General features: G+C 43.9%; 21 protein-coding genes and 2 pseudogenes. 11 read left to right on the plus strand and 12 right to left on the minus strand.

From position 1 onward, the window contains the following. Positions 1-9 precede the first annotated feature (9 nt). The 7 genes from LYNGBM3L_RS04000 (at position 10) to LYNGBM3L_RS04020 (ending at position 11,962) form a co-directional block, all read left to right on the plus strand. The gene (locus LYNGBM3L_RS04000) at positions 10-1,890 is read left to right on the plus strand and encodes an NAD+ synthase (RefSeq protein WP_008179380.1); all 1,881 of its coding nucleotides are present in this window, start codon (positions 10-12) and stop codon (positions 1,888-1,890) included. A 1,198-nt stretch (positions 1,891-3,088) separates the two neighbouring features. Next, positions 3,089-4,291: a sensor histidine kinase gene (locus tag LYNGBM3L_RS04005; protein WP_131826932.1), complete on the plus strand. Its 1,203-nt coding sequence runs from the start codon at positions 3,089-3,091 to the stop codon at positions 4,289-4,291. A gap of 12 nt (positions 4,292-4,303) precedes the next feature. Beyond that, positions 4,304-4,459 carry a hypothetical protein gene (locus LYNGBM3L_RS42760; RefSeq protein ID WP_154659669.1) on the plus strand — a complete coding sequence of 52 codons (156 nt, stop codon included), beginning with the start codon at positions 4,304-4,306 and terminating at the stop codon, positions 4,457-4,459. A gap of 656 nt (positions 4,460-5,115) precedes the next feature. Continuing rightward, positions 5,116-5,358, plus strand: coding sequence for a hypothetical protein (locus LYNGBM3L_RS39620; protein WP_131826933.1), 243 nt, complete (start codon positions 5,116-5,118; stop codon positions 5,356-5,358). A gap of 471 nt (positions 5,359-5,829) precedes the next feature. After that, positions 5,830-7,638, plus strand: coding sequence for a GGDEF domain-containing response regulator (locus LYNGBM3L_RS04010; RefSeq protein ID WP_008179388.1), 1,809 nt, complete (start codon positions 5,830-5,832; stop codon positions 7,636-7,638). Positions 7,639-7,795: 157 nt separating this feature from the next. Next, the gene (locus LYNGBM3L_RS04015; RefSeq protein WP_131826934.1) at positions 7,796-8,716 is read left to right on the plus strand and encodes a hypothetical protein; all 921 of its coding nucleotides are present in this window, start codon (positions 7,796-7,798) and stop codon (positions 8,714-8,716) included. Between the two features lie 96 nt (positions 8,717-8,812). After that, the gene (locus LYNGBM3L_RS04020) at positions 8,813-11,962 is read left to right on the plus strand and encodes an nSTAND1 domain-containing NTPase (protein WP_008179391.1); all 3,150 of its coding nucleotides are present in this window, start codon (positions 8,813-8,815) and stop codon (positions 11,960-11,962) included. 259 nt (positions 11,963-12,221) lie between these two features. Here LYNGBM3L_RS04020 and LYNGBM3L_RS04025 read toward each other — a convergent pair whose 3' ends face one another. Continuing rightward, positions 12,222-13,313, minus strand: coding sequence for an NAD(P)/FAD-dependent oxidoreductase (locus tag LYNGBM3L_RS04025; protein WP_008179394.1), 1,092 nt, complete (start codon positions 13,311-13,313; stop codon positions 12,222-12,224). Between LYNGBM3L_RS04025 and LYNGBM3L_RS04030 the strand changes: the two genes are divergently transcribed. Beyond that, entirely contained in the window at positions 13,296-13,502 is a 207-nt protein-coding gene (locus LYNGBM3L_RS04030; protein WP_008179396.1) for a hypothetical protein, read from the plus strand. The genes LYNGBM3L_RS04025 and LYNGBM3L_RS04030 overlap by 18 nt on opposite strands. 135 nt (positions 13,503-13,637) lie before the next feature. Here the strand turns inward: LYNGBM3L_RS04030 and LYNGBM3L_RS04035 are convergent, their stop codons facing one another. The 5 genes and pseudogenes from LYNGBM3L_RS04035 to LYNGBM3L_RS04055 form a co-directional block, all read right to left on the minus strand. Further along, entirely contained in the window at positions 13,638-14,291 is a 654-nt protein-coding gene (locus LYNGBM3L_RS04035; protein ID WP_008179399.1) for a cupin domain-containing protein, read from the minus strand. 40 nt (positions 14,292-14,331) lie between these two features. Then, positions 14,332-15,093, minus strand: a complete 762-nt coding sequence (locus LYNGBM3L_RS04040) for an SDR family NAD(P)-dependent oxidoreductase (RefSeq protein WP_008179403.1) — start codon at positions 15,091-15,093, stop codon at positions 14,332-14,334. A 197-nt stretch (positions 15,094-15,290) separates the two neighbouring features. Next, positions 15,291-15,794, minus strand: a pseudogene (locus LYNGBM3L_RS04045) (alpha/beta hydrolase); the annotation flags it as partial. A gap of 137 nt (positions 15,795-15,931) precedes the next feature. Continuing rightward, a pseudogene (locus tag LYNGBM3L_RS04050) lies at positions 15,932-16,303 on the minus strand (alpha/beta fold hydrolase); the annotation flags it as partial. 91 nt (positions 16,304-16,394) lie between these two features. Continuing rightward, the gene (locus LYNGBM3L_RS04055; protein ID WP_008179410.1) at positions 16,395-16,997 is read right to left on the minus strand and encodes a pyridoxamine 5'-phosphate oxidase family protein; all 603 of its coding nucleotides are present in this window, start codon (positions 16,995-16,997) and stop codon (positions 16,395-16,397) included. A 227-nt stretch (positions 16,998-17,224) separates the two neighbouring features. Here LYNGBM3L_RS04055 and LYNGBM3L_RS04060 point away from each other — a divergent pair, with 227 nt between their 5' ends. After that, positions 17,225-17,845: a TetR/AcrR family transcriptional regulator gene (locus LYNGBM3L_RS04060; protein WP_008179412.1), complete on the plus strand. Its 621-nt coding sequence runs from the start codon at positions 17,225-17,227 to the stop codon at positions 17,843-17,845. A 151-nt stretch (positions 17,846-17,996) separates the two neighbouring features. Here the strand turns inward: LYNGBM3L_RS04060 and LYNGBM3L_RS04065 are convergent, their stop codons facing one another. The 4 genes from LYNGBM3L_RS04065 to LYNGBM3L_RS04080 form a co-directional block, all read right to left on the minus strand. Continuing rightward, on the minus strand, positions 17,997-18,335 hold the full coding sequence (locus LYNGBM3L_RS04065; RefSeq protein WP_008179415.1) for a hypothetical protein: 339 nt from the start codon (positions 18,333-18,335) through the stop codon (positions 17,997-17,999). 332 nt (positions 18,336-18,667) lie between these two features. After that, positions 18,668-18,982, minus strand: coding sequence for a TMEM14 family protein (locus LYNGBM3L_RS04070; protein ID WP_008179418.1), 315 nt, complete (start codon positions 18,980-18,982; stop codon positions 18,668-18,670). A 474-nt stretch (positions 18,983-19,456) separates the two neighbouring features. Then, on the minus strand, positions 19,457-21,175 hold the full coding sequence (gene ureC, locus LYNGBM3L_RS04075) for an urease subunit alpha (protein ID WP_044492188.1): 1,719 nt from the start codon (positions 21,173-21,175) through the stop codon (positions 19,457-19,459). A 182-nt stretch (positions 21,176-21,357) separates the two neighbouring features. After that, positions 21,358-21,675, minus strand: a complete 318-nt coding sequence (locus tag LYNGBM3L_RS04080) for an urease subunit beta (protein ID WP_008179421.1) — start codon at positions 21,673-21,675, stop codon at positions 21,358-21,360. An 820-nt stretch (positions 21,676-22,495) separates the two neighbouring features. Between LYNGBM3L_RS04080 and LYNGBM3L_RS42765 the strand changes: the two genes are divergently transcribed. Next, positions 22,496-22,669, plus strand: coding sequence for a hypothetical protein (locus LYNGBM3L_RS42765; RefSeq protein ID WP_154659670.1), 174 nt, complete (start codon positions 22,496-22,498; stop codon positions 22,667-22,669). 55 nt (positions 22,670-22,724) lie between these two features. On the opposite strand, the gene ureA is transcribed toward LYNGBM3L_RS42765, so the two are convergent. Together ureA and LYNGBM3L_RS04095 are read right to left on the minus strand one after the other, a co-directional pair. Beyond that, complete coding sequence (gene ureA / locus LYNGBM3L_RS04090; RefSeq protein ID WP_008179425.1) at positions 22,725-23,027, minus strand: urease subunit gamma; 303 nt, start codon at positions 23,025-23,027, stop codon at positions 22,725-22,727. Positions 23,028-23,060: 33 nt separating this feature from the next. Beyond that, a complete protein-coding gene (locus LYNGBM3L_RS04095; protein WP_008179426.1) occupies positions 23,061-24,053 on the minus strand; it encodes an urease accessory protein UreD in 993 nt (330 codons plus the stop codon). 78 nt (positions 24,054-24,131) lie between these two features. On the opposite strand from LYNGBM3L_RS04095, the gene LYNGBM3L_RS45420 reads away from it, so the two are divergent. Further along, a complete protein-coding gene (locus LYNGBM3L_RS45420; protein WP_008179427.1) occupies positions 24,132-24,278 on the plus strand; it encodes a hypothetical protein in 147 nt (48 codons plus the stop codon). The last annotated feature ends 136 nt before the right edge of the window (positions 24,279-24,414 follow it).

A 24,414-nucleotide genomic window follows, 5' to 3' on the forward strand; every position in this document is an offset into this window, starting at 1 on the left:
TCAAAAATGATGAAGATTGCGATCGCTCAACTCAACCCCACCATTGGTGATATTACAGGCAACGCTCAACGGATTCTTGAAGTAGCCAACACTGCTGCGAGTCAGGATGTGCGTCTGTTGCTGACACCAGAATTATCCTTGTGTGGCTATCCACCACGAGATTTGCTGCTCAATCCCAAGTTTCGAGAGTCGATGACTACACAAGTGCAACAACTAGCTCAGCAGCTACCATTGTCTCTAGCTGTTTTGGTGGGGACAGTAACACCGAATACCAAAGCAGAGCTTGCTGGTGGCAAACCTTTATATAACAGCATTGCTCTACTAGAGGGGGGAAAAGTACGGCAGATTTTTCACAAGCGACTCTTGCCCACCTATGATGTTTTCGATGAAAACCGCTACTTTGAACCAGGACGGGAGAGTAATTCCTTCACCATTGATCACCAGCCATCAGCAATCACAACTCAGAATGCCCACTCTCCAATTAAAATCGGTGTTACCATTTGCGAAGACTTGTGGAACGATGAAGAGTTTTGGGGCAAACGCAGCTATCAAGTCAATCCGATCACAGACTTAGTTCAACAGGGTGTAGACCTAGTGGTAAACTTGTCCGCCTCACCCTATAGCGCGGGTAAACAGAAAACTCGGGAAGCAATGTTGCGCCATAGCGCTAGCCGTTACCATACACCTATCCTCTACGCCAATCAGCTAGGAGGCAATGATGACCTGATATTTGATGGGTGTAGTGTAGCATTTAATCAGGCTGGTGAGATGGTATGTCGCGCCCGTGCCTTTGAAACAGACTTAGTCATTTTGGAATATGACCGAGAAACACACGATCTGGTCACCCCACCAGAAACAACTATAGAGTCTCCACCATCGGCAGCAATAGCACCAGCCCCAGCCAGCCTAGACGAAGAAATTTGGTCAGCCTTAGTCCTAGGAGTCCGAGATTACACCCGTAAGTGTGGTTTTAAAAAAGTAGTAATTGGTTTGAGTGGTGGGATTGATTCTGCTCTTGTAGCTGCTATTGCCACCGCCGCCTTAGGACCAGAGAATGTCTTGGGGATTCTCATGCCTTCTCCCTACAGTTCTGACCACTCCGTCAAAGATGCTCTCTCTTTAGCACAAAACCTAGGTATTAAGACTCACACCCTAGCCATTGGTTCCTTGATGGAAGGGTTTGACCAAACCTTAACCTCTCTATTTGCTGGGACAGAGTTCGGTGTGGCTGAAGAGAATATTCAATCCCGAATTCGGGGCACCTTACTGATGGCGATCGCTAATAAATTTGGCTATCTCCTGCTTTCTACTGGCAACAAGTCAGAGATGGCAGTGGGTTACTGTACCCTCTATGGTGATATGAATGGTGGATTAGCTGTAATTGCCGATGTTCCCAAAACCCGGGTCTACTCCCTATGTCGGTGGCTAAATTCTAGGGCAGAGGAGTCCCAGGTTAATCAGAAGTTGCAGGTTAGTACGCTCAATCTTGAACCTTCAGACTCCTCTTCTAAGCTTCAAGCTGATCAGCGTCAACCTGCTAACCTAACTGACTCGAACGCCAAAGGCGAACAACCTTTAAGCCAAACAGAAATTATTCCTGCTAATATTCTAATCAAGCCCCCCAGCGCTGAATTAAAACCTGGTCAAGTAGACCAAGATTCCTTGCCATCTTACGATATCCTAGATGATATTCTCGAGCGACTGATCCAGCAGCACCAAGCCCCGGAGCAAATTATTGATGCAGGTCATCAGCCCGAAGTGGTTCACAAAATCATCCGACTAGTCGCTCGTGTTGAATTTAAGCGCCGACAAGCCCCGCCAGGCTTAAAGGTTACTGACCGCGCCTTTGGTACTGGCTGGCGGATGCCAATTGCTAGTCGTTGGCTATAGCATTAGTCTATTAATGATTAGTCATTAATCATTAGTCATTAGTCTTTGGTCTTTGGTCTTTGGTAATTAGTCATTGCTAAAGACCAGAAGACTTATTGTTGACGACAATGGACTAATACTGGACTAATAACTAATCACTACCTAGCCAGGGAAGTCTTGTTCAAGAAATCCATAATAGAATAGCAGTTTCGTGATCGAGTAAGTGGGACGGTAAAAATAAACGTAATAGTCTGGTTGTTGACTGTTCACAGTCTATAGAACCCATTTGATAGAAACTAGGATTGATTGAAAAAGGGTACAGGAATCCCCCCTAACCTTAATAAGGGGGGTAGGTAACAGTAGGAAAGAGCTCCAAGTATTTTTTTGGTGTTATGGTAAGCATTCAGCTATCAGCTATCAGCTATCAGCTATCAGCTATCAGCTATCAGCTATCAGCTATCAGCTATCAGCTAATGCGCTACGCGCACGCTACGCGAACAGCTTTGGAATAAAACAAGTAAGCATTGGAATAATGCTGAGTTACCTCACAGCGTCGTTCGCACAGCGTGGCCAAACGCGCACGCGTGGCCGTTCGCGTAGCGTGGCCAAAAGGCCAAAAGGCCAAGGCCAAAGCCTGTGCCACAAGGCTGACGGCATTAGGCTGACGGCATTATGCTTACTTGTTATGACAAATCAGCATTGGGTTTCATGATTTATTTGGAAATACTAGATGACGTTTACTGTCAGCAGTGAACAGTCAAGGATCAACAAAAAACCTGGTCAATTGGAGCTAAACGGTAAGCCTTCAGGGCTCAGCTGCTCAGGAGTCAGCTAAAGCATCGACCCAAACTTAGGTATTTGGGTCTGGATGGGAGTAGATGATGGGAGTACATAAGTATTCGGGCGAGAATGTTCTTTCTTAAAGGTTGGTTGATTCAAGATTGCTTGTAGCTAAGGGCTGATTAGGAATGGCTGAATTCTGTTCGCGTAGCGTGCGCGAATGCGCATATGCTGAATGCTGACATCGTATTAATTTGCTTATTAATTTACTGGTGCAGTTGGTTAAAATTATGGTGAAAGGGTAAGAGGGAGAGGTAAAAATAAAAATTTCCCTCTATCTTGACTAGTTAAATTGAAATTTTTCGCCATTTTGGAATGAATTTGTTTAATCACAATCGCTATAATTTCACCAATTCCTACTGCTAGATTGTTGAAATTTGTGCTACACTCTTACCCGATGTATTTGAACCTAGACGCAGCAATTAATAGGGATCCTCTGATTGTATCTCCCGAAACTCTAGTAACAGAGGCAATTGCCCGCATGATCCAGTTCGACTCTAGTTACGTACTCGTCCAGTCGCAACTGTCATTAGTAGGCATTTTTACTGAGCGAGATTTGCTAAAGGTCATAGTCGAAGGGATTGGGCTTTCTGGACTAGCGATCGCTGACGTGATGACCACAGAATTAATTACACTACCAGCCACTGAAGTCGAGAATGTCGAGAATATAGTCAAGCTACTGTCTCGATTGCGCCAACATCGGATTCGTCATCTACCAGTTGTAGAGGATAGTGGACGACCGACAGGTATCATTACAGAAAATAGTTTGCTGCAAGTGCTAGAACCAGCAACAATGTTGGCTACTAATCAACAGCTGGTAGACGGAGTTAATCAGCCCACGGCTCAACTAGAAGCCACAAATCAGGAACTAGAAGCATTTGCCTATTCAGTATCCCACGAGTTAAGCGCTCCACTACGAAGGATTAAGAGTTTTATTAAGGTTCTATCAAAGGACTATCATCACCAGTTGGATCTCAAAGGACAACACTATCTCCAACGTATATCTGCTAACAGTCAGCATATGTGGAAACTCATTGAGGATTTGCTAGAGCTTTCGAGAGTTAGCGGTGACCCGATGCACTACCAGCAGGTTGATTTGAGCAAGATGGTTGCTGAAATTAGGTTAGAACTCACACAAACCCAACCTGAACGGAGCGTGGAATGGGTCATTGCCAAAGGAATTCAGGCTTATGGAGATAGTACGTTGCTCCGGATTGTTTTACAGAATCTACTCCACAACGCCTGGAAATACACATCCCATCATCCCCAAGCCAGGATTGAATTTGGAGTTTGCCCATTGTCCGCACCTCAGACAGGGGGGCAAGAGCAAACTAGTGATGAAGCGATCGCCTATTTTGTCCGGGATGATGGAGCTGGCTTTGATCTGGCTGACGCTGACAGATTATTTATCCCTTTTGTACGCTTGCACAACGAAGCCGAGTTTACTGGCAATGGCATTGGACTCGCTACTGTAAAGCGTATTATTCACCGACATGGTGGCAGAGTCTGGGCTAAAAGTGCAATTGAACAAGGAGCAACGTTTTATTTTACCCTTCCACCCTTCAAAAATTATTCGCTATAATAACACCATTGCTTGGTCTCCTCCACACCTAAAAACGTAAGCATTCAGCCGTCAGCCGTCAGCCGTCAGCCGTCAGCCGTCAGTGGTCAGTGGTCAGCTTATTTTATTCAAAAGCACCGATTGCGCTACGGGCACGCTGCGCGAACAGTAGCGTGGCCATTCCCGTAGCCTGGCCTTTGGCTGATAGCTGATAGCACCGATTGCGCTACGGGCACGCTGCGCGAACAGTAGCGTGCCCGTAGCCCATTAGCTGATAGGTGATAACTGATAGCTGAATGCTTACCTAAAAACTATTGCAATCACTACTGATCTAATGATTAGCAATAGTTAAATTACAATTGATGATCTGTGTGCAAACATAAAAATGACAAAATGGCAGCCATGTGTTTCATTTTTATGATAATACAGGCTTTAAGATGGCTTTGGTAATTATGGCGCTTAGGCAATTTAAGCTGTTAGGAATTGAATTTACAGAAATCGCAGCTTGTTTGCCCCCCTGCTTGACGCGGGGGGTGAAAACAAGTTAGGGGATGCACACCCCTGGTCTACTTTCTTTGTGATTAGGAGGTGATATAACTAGTGCAATACGGGACAAAGAAAATATTATTATCTGGATTATTGTCTGGGAACATACCAGATGAAACTAATGACCTACTTGTTTTCTGGTGTGAACAAGCCAACAACCTGTACAAGCAGGCTTGGTAGGCAGTAAGACAGACTTATTTTGAAAACTGTGAGTATTACACTTACTTTGATGCTTATGACATGTACCGAGTTGGTCCCAAAGACGGCGTTGCTTAATAATGTAATGATTTTAATAGTAGGTGCGCGCCTCCAAGGCCGCGAGCAATCCCTCGCGGCCTTGGGTCGCACCTGTGGAATGGGCATCTTGCTTAGGTGCGCTCTTACTTGGCGAATTAAATTCGCCACGGGTCGCACCTGTGGAATGGGCATCTTGTGTGGAACTGGCATCTTGCCAGTTTCAATATATTGTCGGGCGGGCAGGATGCCCACTCTACTCCTATTCATTACTTGATTCAGAAACGCCGAGAATACAAGAGTATTAAGGTTAGCTATGGTCAACTTTGCAAAGCAAAGATTTCAAGGATAATCCGCACTACAAAGCACTAGGTGTTAACCAAGTTCTAGTCTAAGGAGACTTTAGGAGAAGCCATTTATCGGTTGGGATTAAACCTAAACTTACCTGAGTTCGACATAACCAACTATCCGGCAATTGAGGAGTCAGTAGTCAGGAATCAGTAGTCATAATAATTGATTTTCCATCCAGGAATTTTTAATATAAATTTGCTTGGTAATCCACTAATCGTTATTGATACTACCACTAACCTTGCTAAATTATTATCCTGATTTCTGAATTATGTATTCTGTATACTCCTCAAAACCAGCCAATTCAGGTAATGACATCGATTTGAGTTAAAAATTAGCCATAAATGTGTAGATGATGAGATTAGTAATATCATAATCCAAAAGCTTTCTAATCAAGTAGAAACTTATTGAACAATAGATAGGACATATCAATGAATAAACCACTGCGAATTTTGATTGTCGAAGACTCAGAAGATGATGCTGAGTTGCTGGTGGTTGAACTAAAAAATGGTGGCTACGAAGCAATTTATGAACGAGTGGAAGCACCAGGAGCAATGAACGAAGCCTTAGATAATAAGGGGTGGGATCTTGTGATTGCTGATTACTTCATGCCTAAGTTTAGCGCCATTGGTGCCTTACTACTCTTACAAAAAAAAGGGTTAGACTTACCGTTTATTATCGTCTCCGGCTCGATTAAGGAAAATATGGCAATCGCTGCTATGAAAGCGGGAGCCCATGACTATTTACTTAAACACCAGTTAGCACGATTAGTTCCGGCGGTGGAGCGGGAGTTAAGAGAAGCAAAGGTGCGCAAAAATTACCGGAAGGCAATCAAGAGGTTACAAGACCTGACGTTTTATGACGAATTAACCGGTTTGCCTAATCGGACATTGTTTTTATACTACCTGCGCCAGTGGTTTAAGCCAGTACAGCCAACTCACAATCGCAAATGTCTACCGATGGCATACCCGATTATACCAACTCTTTGCTGGGATGAACCAATTGTTGGAAACACTCAGAAGGATAATGTATTTGCTGTGCTATCTCTGACTCTCAGTCGCTACGGAATTATCCAATACAGTCTAGGTGATCTACTCAGTGAACAACTCCTAGTTGCTACTGCTCAACGCTTACAGGAATGCATCGGTGATCAGGATATATTGGCACGGATGGGAGAGAATAAATTTGCGATTTTGCTCTCGAATATCCAAGACTTAGCTCAGGTGAAAGAGACAGCTGAGCGTATCCATCAGGAGATTTCCATCCCATTCGATCTCAATGGGCGAGTTGTGTCTTCTAATTGCTACATTGGTATTGTCCTGAGTACCATGGGGTATGAGCAACCGAAAGATTTGCTGCGAGGGGCAGATACGGCGATGTATTATGCCAAATTAGAGGGGAAAGGAGCCTCAGAAGTTTTTCATCCTAGTATGCAAAAGAGAGCTATTGAGCGACTACAGTTAGAAACCGACTTACAACAGGCAATTAAATACGAAACATTGCATCTGAATTATCAACCAATAGTGTCCCTGACAACCGGCAAAACTATTGGTTTTGAAGCCTTGGCCAGGTGGCAGCACCGCACTCGCATCAAGGTTAGTCCTAGTGAGTTTATTCCGGTAGCAGAAGAAACAGGACTAATTATCCCCCTTGGTGAATGGATTTTACGGGAAGCCTGCAAACAGTTAAGCCTTTGGCAAGACCAGTTTCCTGATTATTCTTCTTTGAGTATCAGTGTGAATCTGTCTGGTATTCAACTCAACCAACCCCAGCTGATTGACCAGATTGACCAAATCTGCACCACGTTAGAATTGAGTGGGGCGAACTTGAAGCTGGAAATTACTGAGAGTGTGTTGGTAGATAATGCCTCAGTTGATAGCACTATCTTGCATAAACTCAAAGACAGAAATATAAAATTGTGTATCGATGATTTTGGCACCGGATACTCATCGTTTTCCTATCTAAATGATTTGCCAATTGATATCATTAAAATTGCTCGTTCTTTTATTAGCCAAGGATTTACAAAAAATGGTAAAAATTTTGATACGGTAGAAGCGATTGTAAATCTAGCTAAAAAACTAAAAATTCAGGTAATTGCTGAGGGTATAGAAACCCAAGAACAAAAGGATATTTTGCAAGATTTAGGCTGTGAATATGGACAAGGATTCTTATTTGGTGAAGCCCTCACTGCGGAAACGGTGACCAATTTGATGTTAACCAAGCCAGATAGGTTTTGGTAATCGCTATAGTAGGAATTAAGACAAGCAAAAGGGTATCCCCCAATACTCACCGACGATCGGGGGGCAAGCTTGGATGTAAAAGAGGCTAAACATGAAACCTGACTTGGAAAACAGATCCTACACTGCAAGAGCTGACCATAGACTAGGTTATTCAGTCTTGAGCACTTCTTACCACTCAGGACAATGGGCGTTGCTGAATCAAGTAATGAATAGGAGTAGAGTGGGCATCCTGCCCGCGCGAAAATCTCTTGAAACTGGCAAGATGCCAGTTCCACCAAGATGCCCATTCTACAAAACTCTTAAAATCATTCCATTATTCAGCAACGCCGGAAAATGCACTCAAGAGAATGGACTGAGCACTCAAAACTCAGCACTCAGTTTGCTTAAACGTTTACTAATTGCCACAGCGGTGCTGTTGGCTGTTGTCCCTACCACGACTAGTTGCAGTCTACTGGAACGGCAGCCTCGGTCAAACTCTACCTTGGTCTACAAAGGACCAGTAAGGCAGGAGGTGAAAGCTGGTTCATTGATACCAGGGACTGATATTCGGTACATCAGTAGGACGGAGGAGAAAACTGCTGAAGTGTTGATCAATGGACAACGGGCATTCAAGCGCAGTGGTGACTCTCTAGACTGGACTGGAAGCCCTCTGAGGGGAGTCGAAATGGGCCTGAACCAACGGGTATTAGTTTATAGTGAGGAACGCCTACAAGCTGGTGGTAGTGTTAGTCTAACGGTAGATGGGGTATCTTCTAAACCTGGTTGGGTACCGCAGGTACCGGACAAAACAAACCCCAGTCTAGTGGTTTACAAGGTTCCAGTTTTATACCGAGTCAAGCAGGGAGAAACAATTCCTGGAACCACTTTGAGTTATACCGGCAAAACTGAACAAGGTGCGCAGTTGGGTGGATTACCGACCGGAGAGTCTCCTTACCGCCAACGGGGTGACTCGATTAGTTGGCGAGGGGAATTACGCCCTAGAGTTTATCTCGATTTAGTAGTACGTACTGCCTTCTATAACGAAGACCGTCTGAGTGTGACTGGCTTTGCAACAGTTATCCTAGCAATCGGTGGTTGACGGTGGTTCGCCCTTGGCGTCCCTTTTTGGAGTTTGGATGTTAGAGTTAAGGGTTGAGATGGCTACTTGAATGGCGGGAAGACCCTACATTGGTCGATGGACAAATCTAATGCGATCGCAACTGAAAATCAGCATGCCCTGAAAAAACTGGCGTCGGCAGTAGAAGCCTCTCAGGGACAGTTCAAGCTGATTTTAGCCCGCTGCAATTATATCAGGGTGCGTTTCCGTTTGGTAGCGCAATTACCAACACTCTGCTCGGTTGACATTAATACCGTAACCCTTAAGCCATCGGACAACGTGCTCTATGACACCATTCGGTCAATACTGGCAGAAGAACGCCCTAGTGCTGTGATGGTGTTGGGCTTAGAATCGGTGCAGAATCTAGCACAGATGCTGAGTGTGACTAATCAAGTGCTCGAAGAGTTTCAGAAAAATCTTCCTTTCCCCTTGGTGTTATGGATTACAGATGACGTTCAGCAGCAACTGATCCAGTTTGCTCCAGATTTCGAGAGTTTGGGGACACGGATAGAATTTGCGATGTTCCTTGGGAACCGCTACGCGAACGCAACAGAAACCTTAATTACTGAACTCAAAGAGACTACTGATGCTATCTTTGACTATATTGTAAAATCAAATAGTATAGCATACTTTGTCCCTACTGATATAGGTATTCTATGTCACGGGGAAATTGATGCTGCTCTGAAGGATTTACAGCATCGCGGTGAAACCCTCGAACCTGCTCTCAAAGCTAGTATAGAATTCCTTCGCGGTCAAGAGGCTTATGCTAACTATCAGTTGGGTAGTGCAGTAACTCACTATGAGCAAAGTTTGGCATTTTGGCAACCAGCGCCAAGGGAGACTGAGAGATGGGTAGATCACGAGATCAGGAGATCAGGAGATGGGGAGAGTGGGAAGAATGTTTCTTCATCTAATTTAGAAGATCTAGAATATCTAGGTAATTTAGACGATATAAATAACTTAGACGATCTAGATAATTTAGAAGATCTAAATAACTTAGAATATCTAGATAACTTAGAGGATATAAATAACTTAGAAAACGGAAGTGATACTACGGTAAATGAGATTACCGTTTCTGATCAGCAATTCCTGGAGCGTCAGGGAATCGTCCTGTTTTACATTGGGTTGTGTTATTTCCAGCAGGGGGAAAAGTCTCGGGAACCAGAAAACTGTCTCTATTGGAATGATGCTAGAGGATTATTCCAGCAGTGTCTTGATCGGTTTGAGCAGTTGAATCGTCATGATTTAATCACTAAGTTGATCAATCAACTAGGTGAGGTGATCCTACGTCTGGAGGATTGGGATGATTTGTATCACTTGGCTCACAATGCCCTAGGGTTACAGCAACGCCAAATCCTATTAGGGGCGCAAGGTCTGGCACCACTAAAAGCCCAAGCTTACGGATTTTTAGCAGAAGTCGCTGTTAACCAATCTCGTTGGCAAGAGGCTAAGCAAAATGCTCAGAAAGCATTAGATACGATAGCGACAGTTTCCTCTGGTGTTGCAGAACAGGGCACAGAGGAAACACAGGAAACACAGGAAACACAGGGCACAAAACCATCTCTTAACTCAGGAGTCAGCATTCAGGACAATGCACTCCAGACCATGCACTCACTTCAAACCAGTCTGTATCTACTACTGTTAGCTCAATCTGAGCAACGGCTAGGTGAAGCTGAAGCTGCACTCCAACATCTAGAACAGGCAAGGGTTATTGCACCTGAGGATAATCCTCGGTTTTACACTCGGATTTTGCAGGGATTGCGATCGCGTAGCGGTCGGTTAGGGAAATCGCTTTATTTCCAGCAGGGGCAGTATCTCCAAGCTTTCCAACTTAAGCAATATCAACAATCGTTAGCGCAACAGTATGGTTGGGGAGGGTTTATTGGTGCTGGTGGATTACAGCCACGACAACAGATAAAGTTGGTGGGTTTGCCAACAAATTTGATTGGAGCGCAACGCCTTGCCCCCCTAGAGGAGGAAAATCCAGAAACTATAGCGCTAGAAATTGCCCAGTCTGGGCGACAGCAGGATGTCAATCGATTGATTGAACGGATTGGAAGCAATGATTACAGGCTAATTGTGATTCATGGAGAATCAGGGGTGGGCAAGAGTTCTCTGGTGAATGGGGGATTAGTACCAGGGTTGAAACAGACTGTAATTGGTACAGAAGATGTGTTGCCTGTAGTGATGGCAGTCTATAGCAATTGGGTAGAAGAATTGGGACGGTTATTGGTAGAGGCATTAACCGGAATAAATATAGAGACATTGCATGGAACATCTCTACAAAGCCCAGATATTATTATACAGCAATTGCGGCAAAATGAACAGCACAATTTGCGGACAGTACTGATTTTTGACCAGTTTGAAGACTTTTTCTTTGTTTACCTGGATAAAGCTCAGCGACGGCAATTTTTTGAATTCCTAGAAGAGTGTGTTACTAGTCCGTCAGTTAAGGTGATTCTGTCGATGCGGGAGGATTATCTCCATTATTTACTGGAGTGCGAACGGGCACCATGGTCGGGTAGCCCTAATCCCATGGCCAGTATGGAAATTATTGGCAATGACATATTAAGTAAACATGTGCGCTATCCTTTAGGTAATTTTTCCCGAGATGATGCTAAGTCGGTGATTGAGCAAGTAACTAAACAATCATCTTTTGACCTAGAACCAGCTTTGATTGAAGAATTGGTACAGGATTTAGCTGGGGAATTATCGGAAGTACGTCCGATGGAATTGCAGATAGTAGGAGCGCAATTGCAGGCGGAGAGTATTACTACCCTGGAACACTATTGGGAACGGGGTTCAAAGCAAGGATTGATGGCGCGGTATTTGACTGGAGTAGTGGAAGATTGTGGACCAGAGAATCAGCAGGTGGCGGAACTGGTGCTATATTTACTAACAGATGAAACAGGCAATCGTCCCCTGAAGACTAAAGCTGAGTTAGCGAATCATTTAGGAACAGAAGCTGATAAATTAGAGTTGGTATTAAGGATTATAGTAGAGTCGGAGTTGGTAGTTAAGGTACCGGATAGTGTGGCTGAACGCTATCAATTGATGCATGATGATATGGTTTCTTATCTACGACAACCAGCACTGAAGTTAGATGAGTTAATAACAAAACTAAAACAAGCTGAGCAGGCTAAGCAGGGATTGGCAAACTCTAACCAAAAAGCCAGCCATCAGATTAGGATTGGGTCAGCAGTATTGAGCCTGACATGGGTTAGGTAAACGGACACAACAAATTGGCTCTAGCTTCGCTGGCACTGAGAATTTCCATTGGCATCTAACTAATGTACAACTTACTGTACCACTTCCAAAAGCAATGCAGTCGCTCCTCATAAGCGACTGCATCAACACAATATAGCAGGGGAAGGAAAGGAAAAATTGGCTCAAACTCAGACATTCACGGTCTGGAGCTGCTAAAACCTGATCACCGCAAAACCCTATCAGTATTAGGGCGTTGCTGAATTAAGGAATGAATGCGCGATCATTTGGTTTGATTGAAGCCCCCTAAATCCCCCAATTCTGGGGGACTTTGATAGTTTTGTTCCCCCCAGAATTGGGGGGCTAGGGGGGCAAAACCATACGCATAATCAGCAACGCCAGTATTAGAAGCTTTAGGAGGTTGACTACGACGGATGTCGCGCCAAATCTGAGTAGCTGCTAATGCTCCATCGGCAGCAGCAATGACAACCTGATTCAGTCCTACCTTTAAATCACCAATGGCAAAGATCCGAGGATGGGAAGTGCGGGCCATTTTATCTGTAACCAGATTCCCTCCCTTCTTCTCCAAATCAAATGTGTCTAGATATTCGGCATGGTATTTGGAACCCATGGAAATCAAGCCAGCTTCCAACTCAATTACTCCACCATCCGTTAATTCTACTCCAGTCATCTGATGGTCTTCCCCTAAAAATTGCTCAACTGGGGTTTCTATGATTTCATAACCCTGTTGTTGTATTTTTTGTCGCAATTCATCATTTACCTCGAACAATCCTTGGGTAAATAAAGTAATTTCAGAAGTAAACCAACCCAGAGGAAAAACTACTTCCGCATTACCTGCCGTGCTAGCAAATACCCCCACCTTTTTATCAGCCATTTCATATCCATCACAAATCAGACAGACATGGAGGTTATAACCTGCGTAGTCATAGACATTTCGCATATTTTCCAAGGCTGGTAGATAGTCAATAATGCCACTAGCAGCAATCAGGTATTTAGCTCGAAAGGTATAGTTTTCACTATTGTTTCGACCGACTTTTACTCGTACAGCAAACGTCTCACCCTCATCAATTACTTCTTCGACAAAAGCATCTAGTATATCACCACCGATAGACAAATAATGCTCTTTACCTTGTCTAAGAACAGAACGACCAGGGGTATCGGGAGGTAAACCCAGGTAATTGTGGAGTTCCTGCATCCAAAAAGAGCGGGCTTTGCCTTTATCGATAATCAACGTATTGAGTAAGTAACGCTGGAGATAGATTCCCGCAGAAAGACCTCCTGCGCCACCTCCCACAATAATGGTGTCGTAAATTTTGTCAGTGGATTCTTGAAGATTTTGTTTTTTGAGTTTCATGATATTACCTCTGTAGTGGGTTGGAATAAAATCTATCGTAAGCATTCAGCGATCAGCGGTCAGTGGTCAGCGGTCAGTGCTCAGCAGTCAGCTGATATAACAGAGATTAAGCCAATGCTTACCTATTTGATTCAAAAGCTGAAAGGTAAGCATTCAGGCGTCAGCCTTCAGCCTTTAGCTGAAAGCTGAAAGCTGATAACTGATAGCTAATAGCTGATAACTGATAGCTGAAAGCTGATAACTGATAGCTAATAGCTGAAAGCTGAAAGCTGATAGCTGAAAGCTGATAGCTGAATACTTAAACTATTCAAATGAAATTTGAAATTAATTAAGATGTCCTGTTTTAACGTAAATTAAACAGCCTTCTTGACTAAAGGGAGTATGAGTACTGCCATCAGGATTGCGTATCCAAGTTCCTTTAGGATAAGTTCCATGTTCATCTTCAAACACCCCTTCAATCACATAAATTTCTTCTCCACCAAAATGACTATGGTGTTTAAAAATAGTTCCAGGTTCCCATTTAACTAGAGCAACATTTTCTGTACTATGAGTATGTAAGGGCATTACCTGTAATCCTTTAACTAAACCTGGAACCCAAGAATTATTAGTTGTATCGATTACTACTCGCTCTTGATCGTCAGGAGACATTTGCCATAGTTTCACCAGAATCGTACAACCTGATTCACTTTTAGGAGTATGGCTTGAACCTACGGGATTGCGGACATAAGTACCAGAGGGATAATCTCCTTTTTCATCAGAAAATATGCCATCTAAAACTAGAAATTCTTCACCACCACCATGAGTATGAGCAGAAAAGAAACTACCAGTTTCATAGCGAACCAGAGAGGTTGCTCTAGCTACTTCCTCTCCATCCCTTTCCAACATCCGACGCTGTACACCGGCCATAGGAGAATCAACCCAAGGTAGCTCTTCGCTATAGACAACAACTCGTTGACTTAAATCTGCATGAATCTGCATGGCAACCTCCTGACATTATGTTTATTGTTGGAATCTCTAATTATTGCTTGAGATTGCTAGTACCATCACCACCAGCATCAACCCCACCATCCACAGGAAGAATCACGCCGGTAACCCAATTGGCATTAGCCAGATACAGCACTGCATCAGCAATATCTTTCGGTGTGCCAACTCTGCCAAGAGGCTGCTGCTGATTCAAATCATCCACAGTTTCTTGGTTCACTTCCCCCAGCAATGGTGTAAGAACAATGCCAGGGGCTACAGCATTAATCCGAATCTTGTCTGCTGCTAGCTCCACAGATAAGTTTTTTACCATTGCTGTGATAGCAGCCTTCGCCATAATCGGTGCAGAAGACGGCAAAGCCTTAATCCCATTAAATGCAAGTATTGTACTGATGTTGACGACCGCGCCGCCATCCCCCTGCTTTCTCATCTGTTTGACGGTTTCCTGGGTTAGTGCAAAAGTACCCCTTACATATCCCAGGTACCGTGAGAGCTCGTCAATTGTGTAATCAGTGAAGTTCTTGACGGCAAAGATGCCTGCATTATTAATCAAAACATCAACTCTACCAAACTTGGCAACGGTCTCAGTAACCATTTTAGGAGCGAATGTAGGATCAGTAATGTCCCCTGCTATAATCTGGATGCGATCAGGCTGATTCAGCTTTTGGGCTGCACTTTCAAGCTTTGAGAGAGTTCTGCCATTGATCATTACATTTGCCCCAGTGTTCAGAAACCCTTCAGCAATTGCATAGCCTATGCCAGTTGCGCCACCTGTAATAATAACAGTTTGAGTGGCCATACTATTTACCTCCAATTTAGTTCAACGATTCTTATCGGTTTACACCTCATGACAGCTAAGTAGTGGGAAATAACTAAGACTAATTGTTAGCTCTGTCTAAAGTTTTGCCAATGTTGACAAAACTTTAGACAGAGCTAACAATTTTTGTCCGACTACTTATACTGTCATTATACCTAATTATGGACTAATTTTCCTGACTACTTAGGGGAATTAGAACGAACAAAGTTGCGAATGTAATTAGCAATCAACTCTAGATCTTCCTCAAGGGCAAAATGACCGGTATCTAGGATATGGAATTCGAGGTTTTTGAGATCCCGCTTGTAGGGATGGGCTCCTTCTTCGGGAAAGATGTAGTCACCTTTGCCCCAAACAATTAGGGTTGGAGGTTGAAACTGACGGAAATATTCCTGCCATTGTGGGTAGAGACTCGGGTTAGTACCATAGCTGTAAAACAGTTCCAATTGAATTTCTTTGTTGCCAGGACGGTCGAGCAAATATTGGTCGTGGAACCAATTGTCTGGAGCAATGGTTTCTGGATTGCGCACTCCATTAGTGTATTGCCACTTAGTCGATTCGAGGGTTAGAAAATCCGCTAGAACTTGAGCATTTTCAGGAGTTTTGTCCTGCCAGTAAGCCTTGAGTGGTTCCCAAAACTCTCGCAAACCTTCTTCATAGGCATTACCATTCTGCACAATCAGCCCTAGGGCGTGTTTTCAAAGTTTTCGGCAAGATTATGATCCCCCCCAGCCCCCCTTAAAAAAGGGGGGAGCCATACTCAAAGTCCCCCTTTTTTAAGGGGGACCAACGGGGGATCTCCGAGTTTGAAGACACGCCCTAGCACTTTGTTGGGATATTTGCTAGCTAGACGGTAACCTACTGGTGCGCCATAGTCCATCACATAGAGAAAGTATTGTTGTAAATCCAATTTAATCGTCAACTTTTCGACGATATCTGCCAATTTATCAAAGCTATATTCAAATTCATCAACCTTCGGCATGGAACTGGCACCAAAACCAGGATAATCTGGGGCAATCAGGTGGAATTCGTCTGCAAGGGCGGGAATTAGATTTCGGAACATGTGGGAGGAAGTAGGAAATCCATGTAACAAGAGGATGGTAGGGGCGTTTTTGGAGCCAGCTTCCCGATAGAAAATATCAAGTCCATGGCCAAAAGGCCACGCTACGCGAACAATCTCAATAGTTTTGTGCATTGTGGTGTTTAGGTTAGTCATGATGATTACGTTCCTTGGTGATAATTGATTTAGTTTTTACAGTTCAAACTAGATGAGGAGAGCTTCAATTTTAGGGAGAAAGTTGAGCTAGTTGTTTCTCTAACTCTTGAATGCGAGCTTCTAGGGAAGCTTTCATTTGGGCAAATTCTTCTTCTGAATAACGAATCGGGATATGTTGGGGACAATTCCAGTCAAATGCCTCAACTTTAATTATGAATACTCGTCCCAATTCCGCCTGATAATTAGGATCGGCTAATTGATTGAGCAGTTGTGGGTCGTTATCAATAACTTGAGCCCTTCCCCAAATCTTTAATCGGCGACGGTGAGCGTAATCCATCAAAAATAGAAAAACGCGATCGCTTTCAGACAAGTTACCGACACTGATGTATTGCAGATTTCCTTGAAAATCCACAAAACCCAAGGTTTTATCATCCAGAACTTTGAGGAATCCTTTGGGCCCTCCACGAAACTGGATGTAAGGCCAACCGTTACTGTTGACCGTACCCATATAGAAACTATCCCGTGCAGCGATAAATTCTGTTTCTTTAGCAGTCAGAGTATCTGTGCTGATGCCTCGTTTGGCGAATTGGTCATAAATTTCCCGAGAGCCGTAGCGGGTTTGAGCGTTTTTGACTCCAGGGGTAAAAGCAATATTGGTAAATTGTCGTGCCATCAGAAATCCCCTTATTTATCTAGACCGTTATTTATGTAAGCTGCATTTATGTAGACCGGTCTGTCTATTTTTAGGTTAATAGACAGGTCTGTATAAAGTCAAGGATTTTCCGCTGATTTTTTTGTAAAGTTTTGTTAAGCAGTGCCCGATAGTCACAGGACACTGAGGAGGGGAAAGTGTTAGCCTAAACTAGACAGACTTGTCTATTCAAATCTGATTCAGTAACCATGACCAAATTGACTTCATCTCGTAAACCAGTTCGCGATCGCATTTTAGAGAAAGCCTCTGAGCTCTTTTACAAAGAGGGTATTCAGAATGTGGGGATTGATCGCATCATTTCCGAGTCTGGTGTGGCCAAGATGTCACTTTACAACCACTTCAAATCGAAGGATGCTCTGATTGAAGCATTCCTACGACAGCGGGGCGAGAGCTGGCGTGCCTGGTTTATAGAAACTGTTGCCCAACATAGTTCAGATCCCAAAGAGCGTCTATTAGCAATCTTTGATGTGCTTCAATTATGGTTTGAGGCTCCAGATTTTCGCGGCTGTGCTTTCATTAACGCTACTGTAGAGTTGGCCAAGCCCAATCACCCAGGTTATCAGGCGGCTTTGGAGCACCAACAAGCGGTTTATGCCTATATTCTCGATCTGGCTCAAGCTACAGGCATTACTGATCCTGAATTATTGGCTCGACAGTTTTTACTGCTTGTGCAAGGCTCAATTGTTGTAGCGATGATGGAGGGGAACTCCATAGCAGCAGCACAAGGGAAAACCGTTGCTTCAGGATTATTAGGGAATAGGGAGTCGGGAGTCGGGAGTCGGGAGTCGGGAAGTCAGAAGAGGGAATAGGGAAATGCGATCGCACTGGTTTGTGGACGGTTGAGGGTCAATCAAAAAACCGTTGCGTCAATGGTGTAGATTAAATCAAGATCAACTATGACCAAGTCAACTATCGAGTTGTCGCTTTTTTCCCCGCGCCAAGCACGGGGGTTTTCAGCTTTCAAGAACTCTTCATAAATATGAAAGAGAAGATGGAAATTAGGACAACACCAATAACGAGATTCTCGACAGGTAGGGTAGATTGAGGGTTTTCAAGAAAATTGACTGTCGGTCTGACCACATTTTCCAGATTTATGGGATTGTTAAACTGGACTTCTTGGAAATAAGAATAACTAGGCTCATAACTAGGCTCTTGGGGATTGATGAACACTAGAGAAACAGTTTGAGCCATCGGACTCACTTCGGCTAATTCTTCAAAAACCAAGTTACGGGTGCCGTTAGCAGTCCTGGCGATGGCTGGACTGGTTGAGTTATAATAGATATCTGTGGTGAGAGACACTTGACTAATAAGTAGTACTATAACTAAGGTTACAGGTAAAGCACCGCCTAGGCTATAGGGGTTTCTAGTCCAATCATACCATTAATAGATAAGATTAATAGATACGATTTATACTGAACAACTAAGACAGGAATAAAACTAAGCTCAAAGGAAGTTTAGGGACTAAGACTGTTGGCATTTTGCACTTATCAGCACGAGACCGATGTACACAGATACCGGATAGACTCAGAGAACGTCTATCGGTTAGTCTATCCTGTATCTGTATGTAAAAACCCATGGTGTGCTTTTCTGGTTGATCAAATGCATTCAGGGGGGACTATCCAAGCATGGTTTTAAGCCATAGCTGGATAAAGCATCACCCCTAGAGACACCACACCAGCAATGATCATGAGTCCAGCTGGCATAAACTTGCGAGTTTTAGCGAGCCGGATCGCAAAGACAATCACCAGTGCAGCTGCTACGGCTATCCCTAAGGTTTGTGCCCAGGGTTGTTCTTGAAGCTGCATTATTCCAGCAAATATTAGCAATAAACCGCTAATTACACCAGAAATGAGAGATATTTTGCTTTTGGCTTTAGCATAGCCCATGATTCCCCCAATCAGGGCTAAGATGCCGTATAAGAGTACTGCTGCAATACTTAGATTCATCATTAAATTTTTTGTCAAACTGAACTCAGTTATACCTCTAGCTCGATACTTCTTTGGTCAAGTCAGCAGAAAACTTAACATTAGGGAGTAGGGAGTAGGGAGTAGGGAGTAGGGAGATTGGATGCAGTCATTAATCGTAGGGTGGGCAGTGCCTAGCAACGGGATTGGCAAGCTTGGTCAATCTGTCTGATCCACTGCCCACCCTACATGAACCAAGCTGATTGAGACTGGTGCCAGATGTCAGGGAGTAGGGAGATTGGATGCAGTCATTAATCCTAGGGTGGGCAGTGCCTAGCAACGGGATTGGCAAGCTTGGTCAATCTGTCTGATCCACTGCCCACCCTACATGAACTTGGTGAGGTACATTTTTAATTTTAGGCAAGAGGCAAGAGGCAAGAGGCAAGAGGCAACATAAAAAAAATATTGTGTACCTCATTAATCTAAAAAATGCTCTAGTGATTGACTAGCAACTAATCAAAATAAGAAGTAACGCTGTGCCATGGGTAAAACCGTTGCGGGCTCGCATGTTAATAATTCCCCATCAGCTCTGACTTCATAGGTTTCTGGGTTGACCTCAATCTGTGGCAAGGCATCGTTGAGTTTCATGTCGGTCTTGCTCAAGTTGCGGGTGTTGGAAACGGCAACAGCGGATTTTTGTAAGCCAATTTGAGCTGGGATGTCTTGGTCTAAGGCAGCTTGGGACACAAAGGTAACGGATGTGGCTGCGATCGCACCACCAAAACTACCAAACATCGGACGCATATGAATCGGCTGGGGTGTGGGAATACTAGCATTGGCATCACCCATTTGGGACCATGCGATCGCACCACCTTTAATCACTATCTCTGGCTTGACTCCAAACATGGCTGGACGCCACAGACACAAATCCGCTAGCTTCCCTTCTGCGATGGAACCGACATAATTAGCAATTCCGTGAGCGATCGCAGGATTAATCGTATACTTGGCAACGTAACGCTTGGCTCGGAAATTGTCATTTTCCCCAGTTTCCCCAGTAGTGGTGGATAACACTCCCCGTTGCACTTTCATTTTGTGGGCTGTCTGCCAGGTACGGATAATCACTTCACCCACCCGTCCCATGGCTTGAGAATCAGAGGCAATCATACTAAAAGCCCCTAAATCATGAAGGATATCCTCAGCAGCAATAGTTTCCCGACGAATCCGGGACTCAGCGAAGGCCACATCTTCAGGAATCCCCCGGTCTAGGTGATGGCACACCATGAGCATATCGAGATGTTCTTCTAGGGTATTAACGGTATAGGGACGGGTAGGATTGGTAGAAGAGGGCAATACATTAGCTTCACTACACACTTTAATAATATCTGGAGCATGACCGCCCCCTGCTCCTTCGGTGTGGTAGGTGTGAATGACTCGGTTTTTGAAGGCAGCAATGGTATTTTCCACAAACCCAGCTTCATTAAGGGTATCGGTATGAATTGCCACCTGGACATCAAACTGATCCGCCACACTTAAACAGGTATCAATAGCCGCTGGAGTAGTGCCCCAGTCTTCGTGCAGCTTCAATCCCATGGCACCTGCTATCACTTGTTCCTGTAATCCCTCGGGTTTAGCACTATTGCCTTTCCCTAAAAACCCTAGATTCACAGGAAATGCATCCGCAGCTTGCAGCATCCGGTGAATATTCCAAGCACCAGGAGTACAGGTTGTGGCGTTAGTGCCAGTGGCTGGACCTGTACCACCGCCGATCATAGTAGTGATACCAGATGCGATCGCAGTTTCAATCTGTTGGGGACAAATAAAGTGAATGTGAGCATCAATCCCCCCTGCTGTGACAATCATGCCTTCCCCAGCAACTGCTTCGGTGCTAGGACCAATAATAATAGTGACATTGTCCTGGATGTAGGGATTTCCAGCTTTGCCAATGTTAACTATTTTGCCATCTTTAATACCAATATCGGCTTTAACAATACCCCACCAATCCAGGATTAGGGCGTTAGTGATCACCAAATCCACAGCACCCTCGGCGCGGGAGATGGGGGATTGTCCCATCCCATCTCTAATCACTTTACCACCACCGAATTTAACTTCATCACCATAGGTGGTGTAGTCCTGTTCCACTTCGATCACTAGTTCTGTATCAGCCAAGCGGATGCGATCGCCTACGGTAGGACCATAAGTTTCGGCGTAGGCACGACGATCCATACGATAACTCATCAACAACTCCTTGATTAAGGGTAATAGGTAATGGGTAATGGGTAATAGGTAATGGGTAATGGGTAATGGGTAATGGGTAATGGGTAATGGGGAATTTTATCCCCTCGGCCAAACTCTGGGATTACCTCTGGGTAGCGCTTGCTTTAGAAAAAAAATAGTAACTGTATATCAAGTTGACAATATCAAGTTGACCGATCAAGTTGACCATTAATTTTGCCATTGAAGCCGTACACCTGACGACTACCAACAAGAGTGACTAATTCCACCTCTCGTTCGTCTCCCGGTTCAAAGCGGATAGCGGTGCCAGCTGGAATATTTAAGCGCATGCCTTTAGTAGCTTCCCGGTCAAATTGGAGAGCTTCGTTGACTTCAAAGAAGTGAAAGTGAGACCCTACTTGAATAGGGCGATCGCCTGTATTCGCTACCCGTACTCTGATGGTGGTACGACCAGCATTGAGTTCTATTTCCCCTGTTTGGGGAATGATTTCGCCTGGAATCACTAACTAACTCCTTAAACCCTGACTAGCTTTTCATTATCTGGTGAATTAGTTGATTATCTCGTGAATTAGATTTTTTTGTAGCCTTAACTTACACACTGAAGTATATAGGAAGTGGAGTTTAGTTTTTTTTTAAGGTTCTAGGCTCTAGGCATAAGGGGTCTACATTGAATGGCTCTAGGATTCTGGGGTATGAAGCTGCGCGATCTTAGCACGGAGGCTGTCAACTGCTTTTTTTTGTACCTATTACTTATTACCTATTACTTATTACTTATTACCTACTACTTATTGCTTATCACCTATTACTTATTGCTTATTACCTATTACCATTACCATATTTTTTGTTCTAGCTTATCTTTTCTTTACACAGTCTTTAATCAATTAATCCTGACTTCTATAGTCTGTTCTGAATAATCTATATAGGTGTTATTGAATTTTTATTTATTAAATAGTTTATGGTTATATTTCTACAGTTAATGATTCCTTTTTGGTCAACTCTGACATCTTACATTGCTTTTAAAGCTATACTAATCGCCAAAAATATCCTAATTATGGAAAAATTTTGCTTGATCAGCAGCCGGTTATTCAAAAATTTATTTTGGCAACTATTCGCAATATTAAATTAGTCATGACTACTATCCATACTTTTTTATTTTTCTTGTCTGGTGTTTGATTTCTTTTAAAGTTTTTTTACCATTGTTTGGTGCTTATGGGACTCCGTTCATTAGTTCAATTATGGAACATTTTAAAGTTCCAACTCAATGAATATCAACCCAACAACAATAGGATTCTTGAATCAAATGAGCCTAAGTTCAAAGAAATCTTGACGAAACGAATCCAGATTGTTGATAACTGTCTTTATACGATTAATGACTGTATGAATAGCCTGAATAACATCGTAGATCATCAAGGAACTGCACAACTGAGCAGTGAGCAAATCAATGACCTCAGAAACCAACTTATCCATCTCACAGAAGAACTCCGTCAACTCCGGTGAATCCTCTGATGATTTAAGATGAGTTAAACAGTTACTTATCAAGCTTTTTGTGGGATTAACGAATTGGGTCATGTACAGTAACCAGTTTAGTCCCATCGGGAAAGGTTGCTTCTACCTGGACTTCATTCACCATTTCGGGGACTCCTTCCATCACATCATCCCGCGTCAGCAGGGTAGTGCCGTAACTCATTAAATCAGCTACTGGACGTCCTTCCCTCGCACCTTCCAAAATTTCCGCAGAAATGTAGGCAACGGCTTCTGGGTAATTCAGCTTCAACCCCTTTTCCTTGCGGCGTTCTGCCAATAAGGCGGCAGTAAAAATTAGTAGTTTATCCTTTTCTTGGGGTGTCAGTTGCATTCTCCTATCCTGTGGTTAGTAGCAATTTTGATATTACAACGGCCAAACTCGTGGCTTAATAATAGGACGCCCGAATAGATTAACGCGCAACAGTTGCCAAACCTCCGTAAACCAGTGTCTCACCTCCTCAGTCGAAGCACCACGATAGCGGCATAATAATCCTGGCATTAGCTGAGTTACCCCAGCTTCCCCTACATACTCCCTAGCATTCCAAAGTTCCCTGGCTTGTTCGATAATCTCTGATGATAGCGCTTCCCCTACCAAAACTAATGTTCCTACCACTGGTTGTCCCGCTAAACCATAAGGACTAGAGAAGGTGGCTTCGCTAGCTGGTAACCATTGTCGGTCAATCCACTGGGGATGTCCTTGCTGCCAAACTTCCGTATGCGATCGCCAATTTCCCTCCACAAACCTTTCTCCTCTAGCACTCCGTCCAAATCGGGTAATTTCCCAGCCTAACCAACGGGCTCCCGGCGCTAATTCTACCCGCAAATCCTGCCGGTAAACTGCACCATTGAATACAATCGTTTCCTGGGGCAACCATTCTAAACAAGCACCAGTCTCTACTTGGATCCGGATGATTTGTCTAGTTTCTGGCTGTTTTATACTAGCGCTATAGTTATTAGGATTAGCGCTAGAGATATTTGGTCTAGCTTCTGGTTGGTTTAGACTACTGCTAAGCTTTTCATGATTAGTGCTATAGTTTCTTAGACTAGCGCTAGAAGTGCCCCTACCATAAGCTTTACTAGCAGCAGCAGTGGTGATTAAAGCATGAGTCCCCGATTCCAGGTGGATATCTTGAGACAGTCTGTCCCGTGCTACCATTCCTCCAGCGGTATGAAGTACGACACTGTGACAAACCCCTAGCCCTTCTGGATAAAACGGTCGCTGTACCTTCAAGGGAGCTTTGGCGTAGGTGTGAATAGGTTGAGTTTTCCCCTGGCAATAGGCAAAGCGTAATTCAAGGCTGCCATGCCATCGAGATTGATCACTATCTGTCGGTTGTGGTTGAGAAAGTCGATTCACCAATAGTTAAAGGGCAATGTAGGGTAATTGACCGGGTCGCTTGGGCGTTGCTCAATATCAGAATCATATCAACTATAGTTGAGCAAGTTACTAATTACCGATTACCGATTACTGATTACCGATTACCGATTACCGATTACCGATTACCAATTACCAATTACCAATTACCAATTACCAATTACCCTTAAGTCTTCAACAATTTGGCAAGCCTTGATCTGTCACTAATTGCCCGATTGAATCGGTGCCAAACTAATCACAGTACGTTGGTTAACAGGAGAAGTCGGGTCAGTACCAGGTTGGGGTTCAGAGAAACCTAATCCTTCCACAACGAATTGATGGGAGGGCTAGCCACTGTTGACGA

It is taken from the genome of Moorena producens 3L (assembly GCF_000211815.1).
In the GTDB taxonomy this organism is placed as follows: Bacteria; Cyanobacteriota; Cyanobacteriia; order Cyanobacteriales; family Coleofasciculaceae; genus Moorena; species Moorena producens.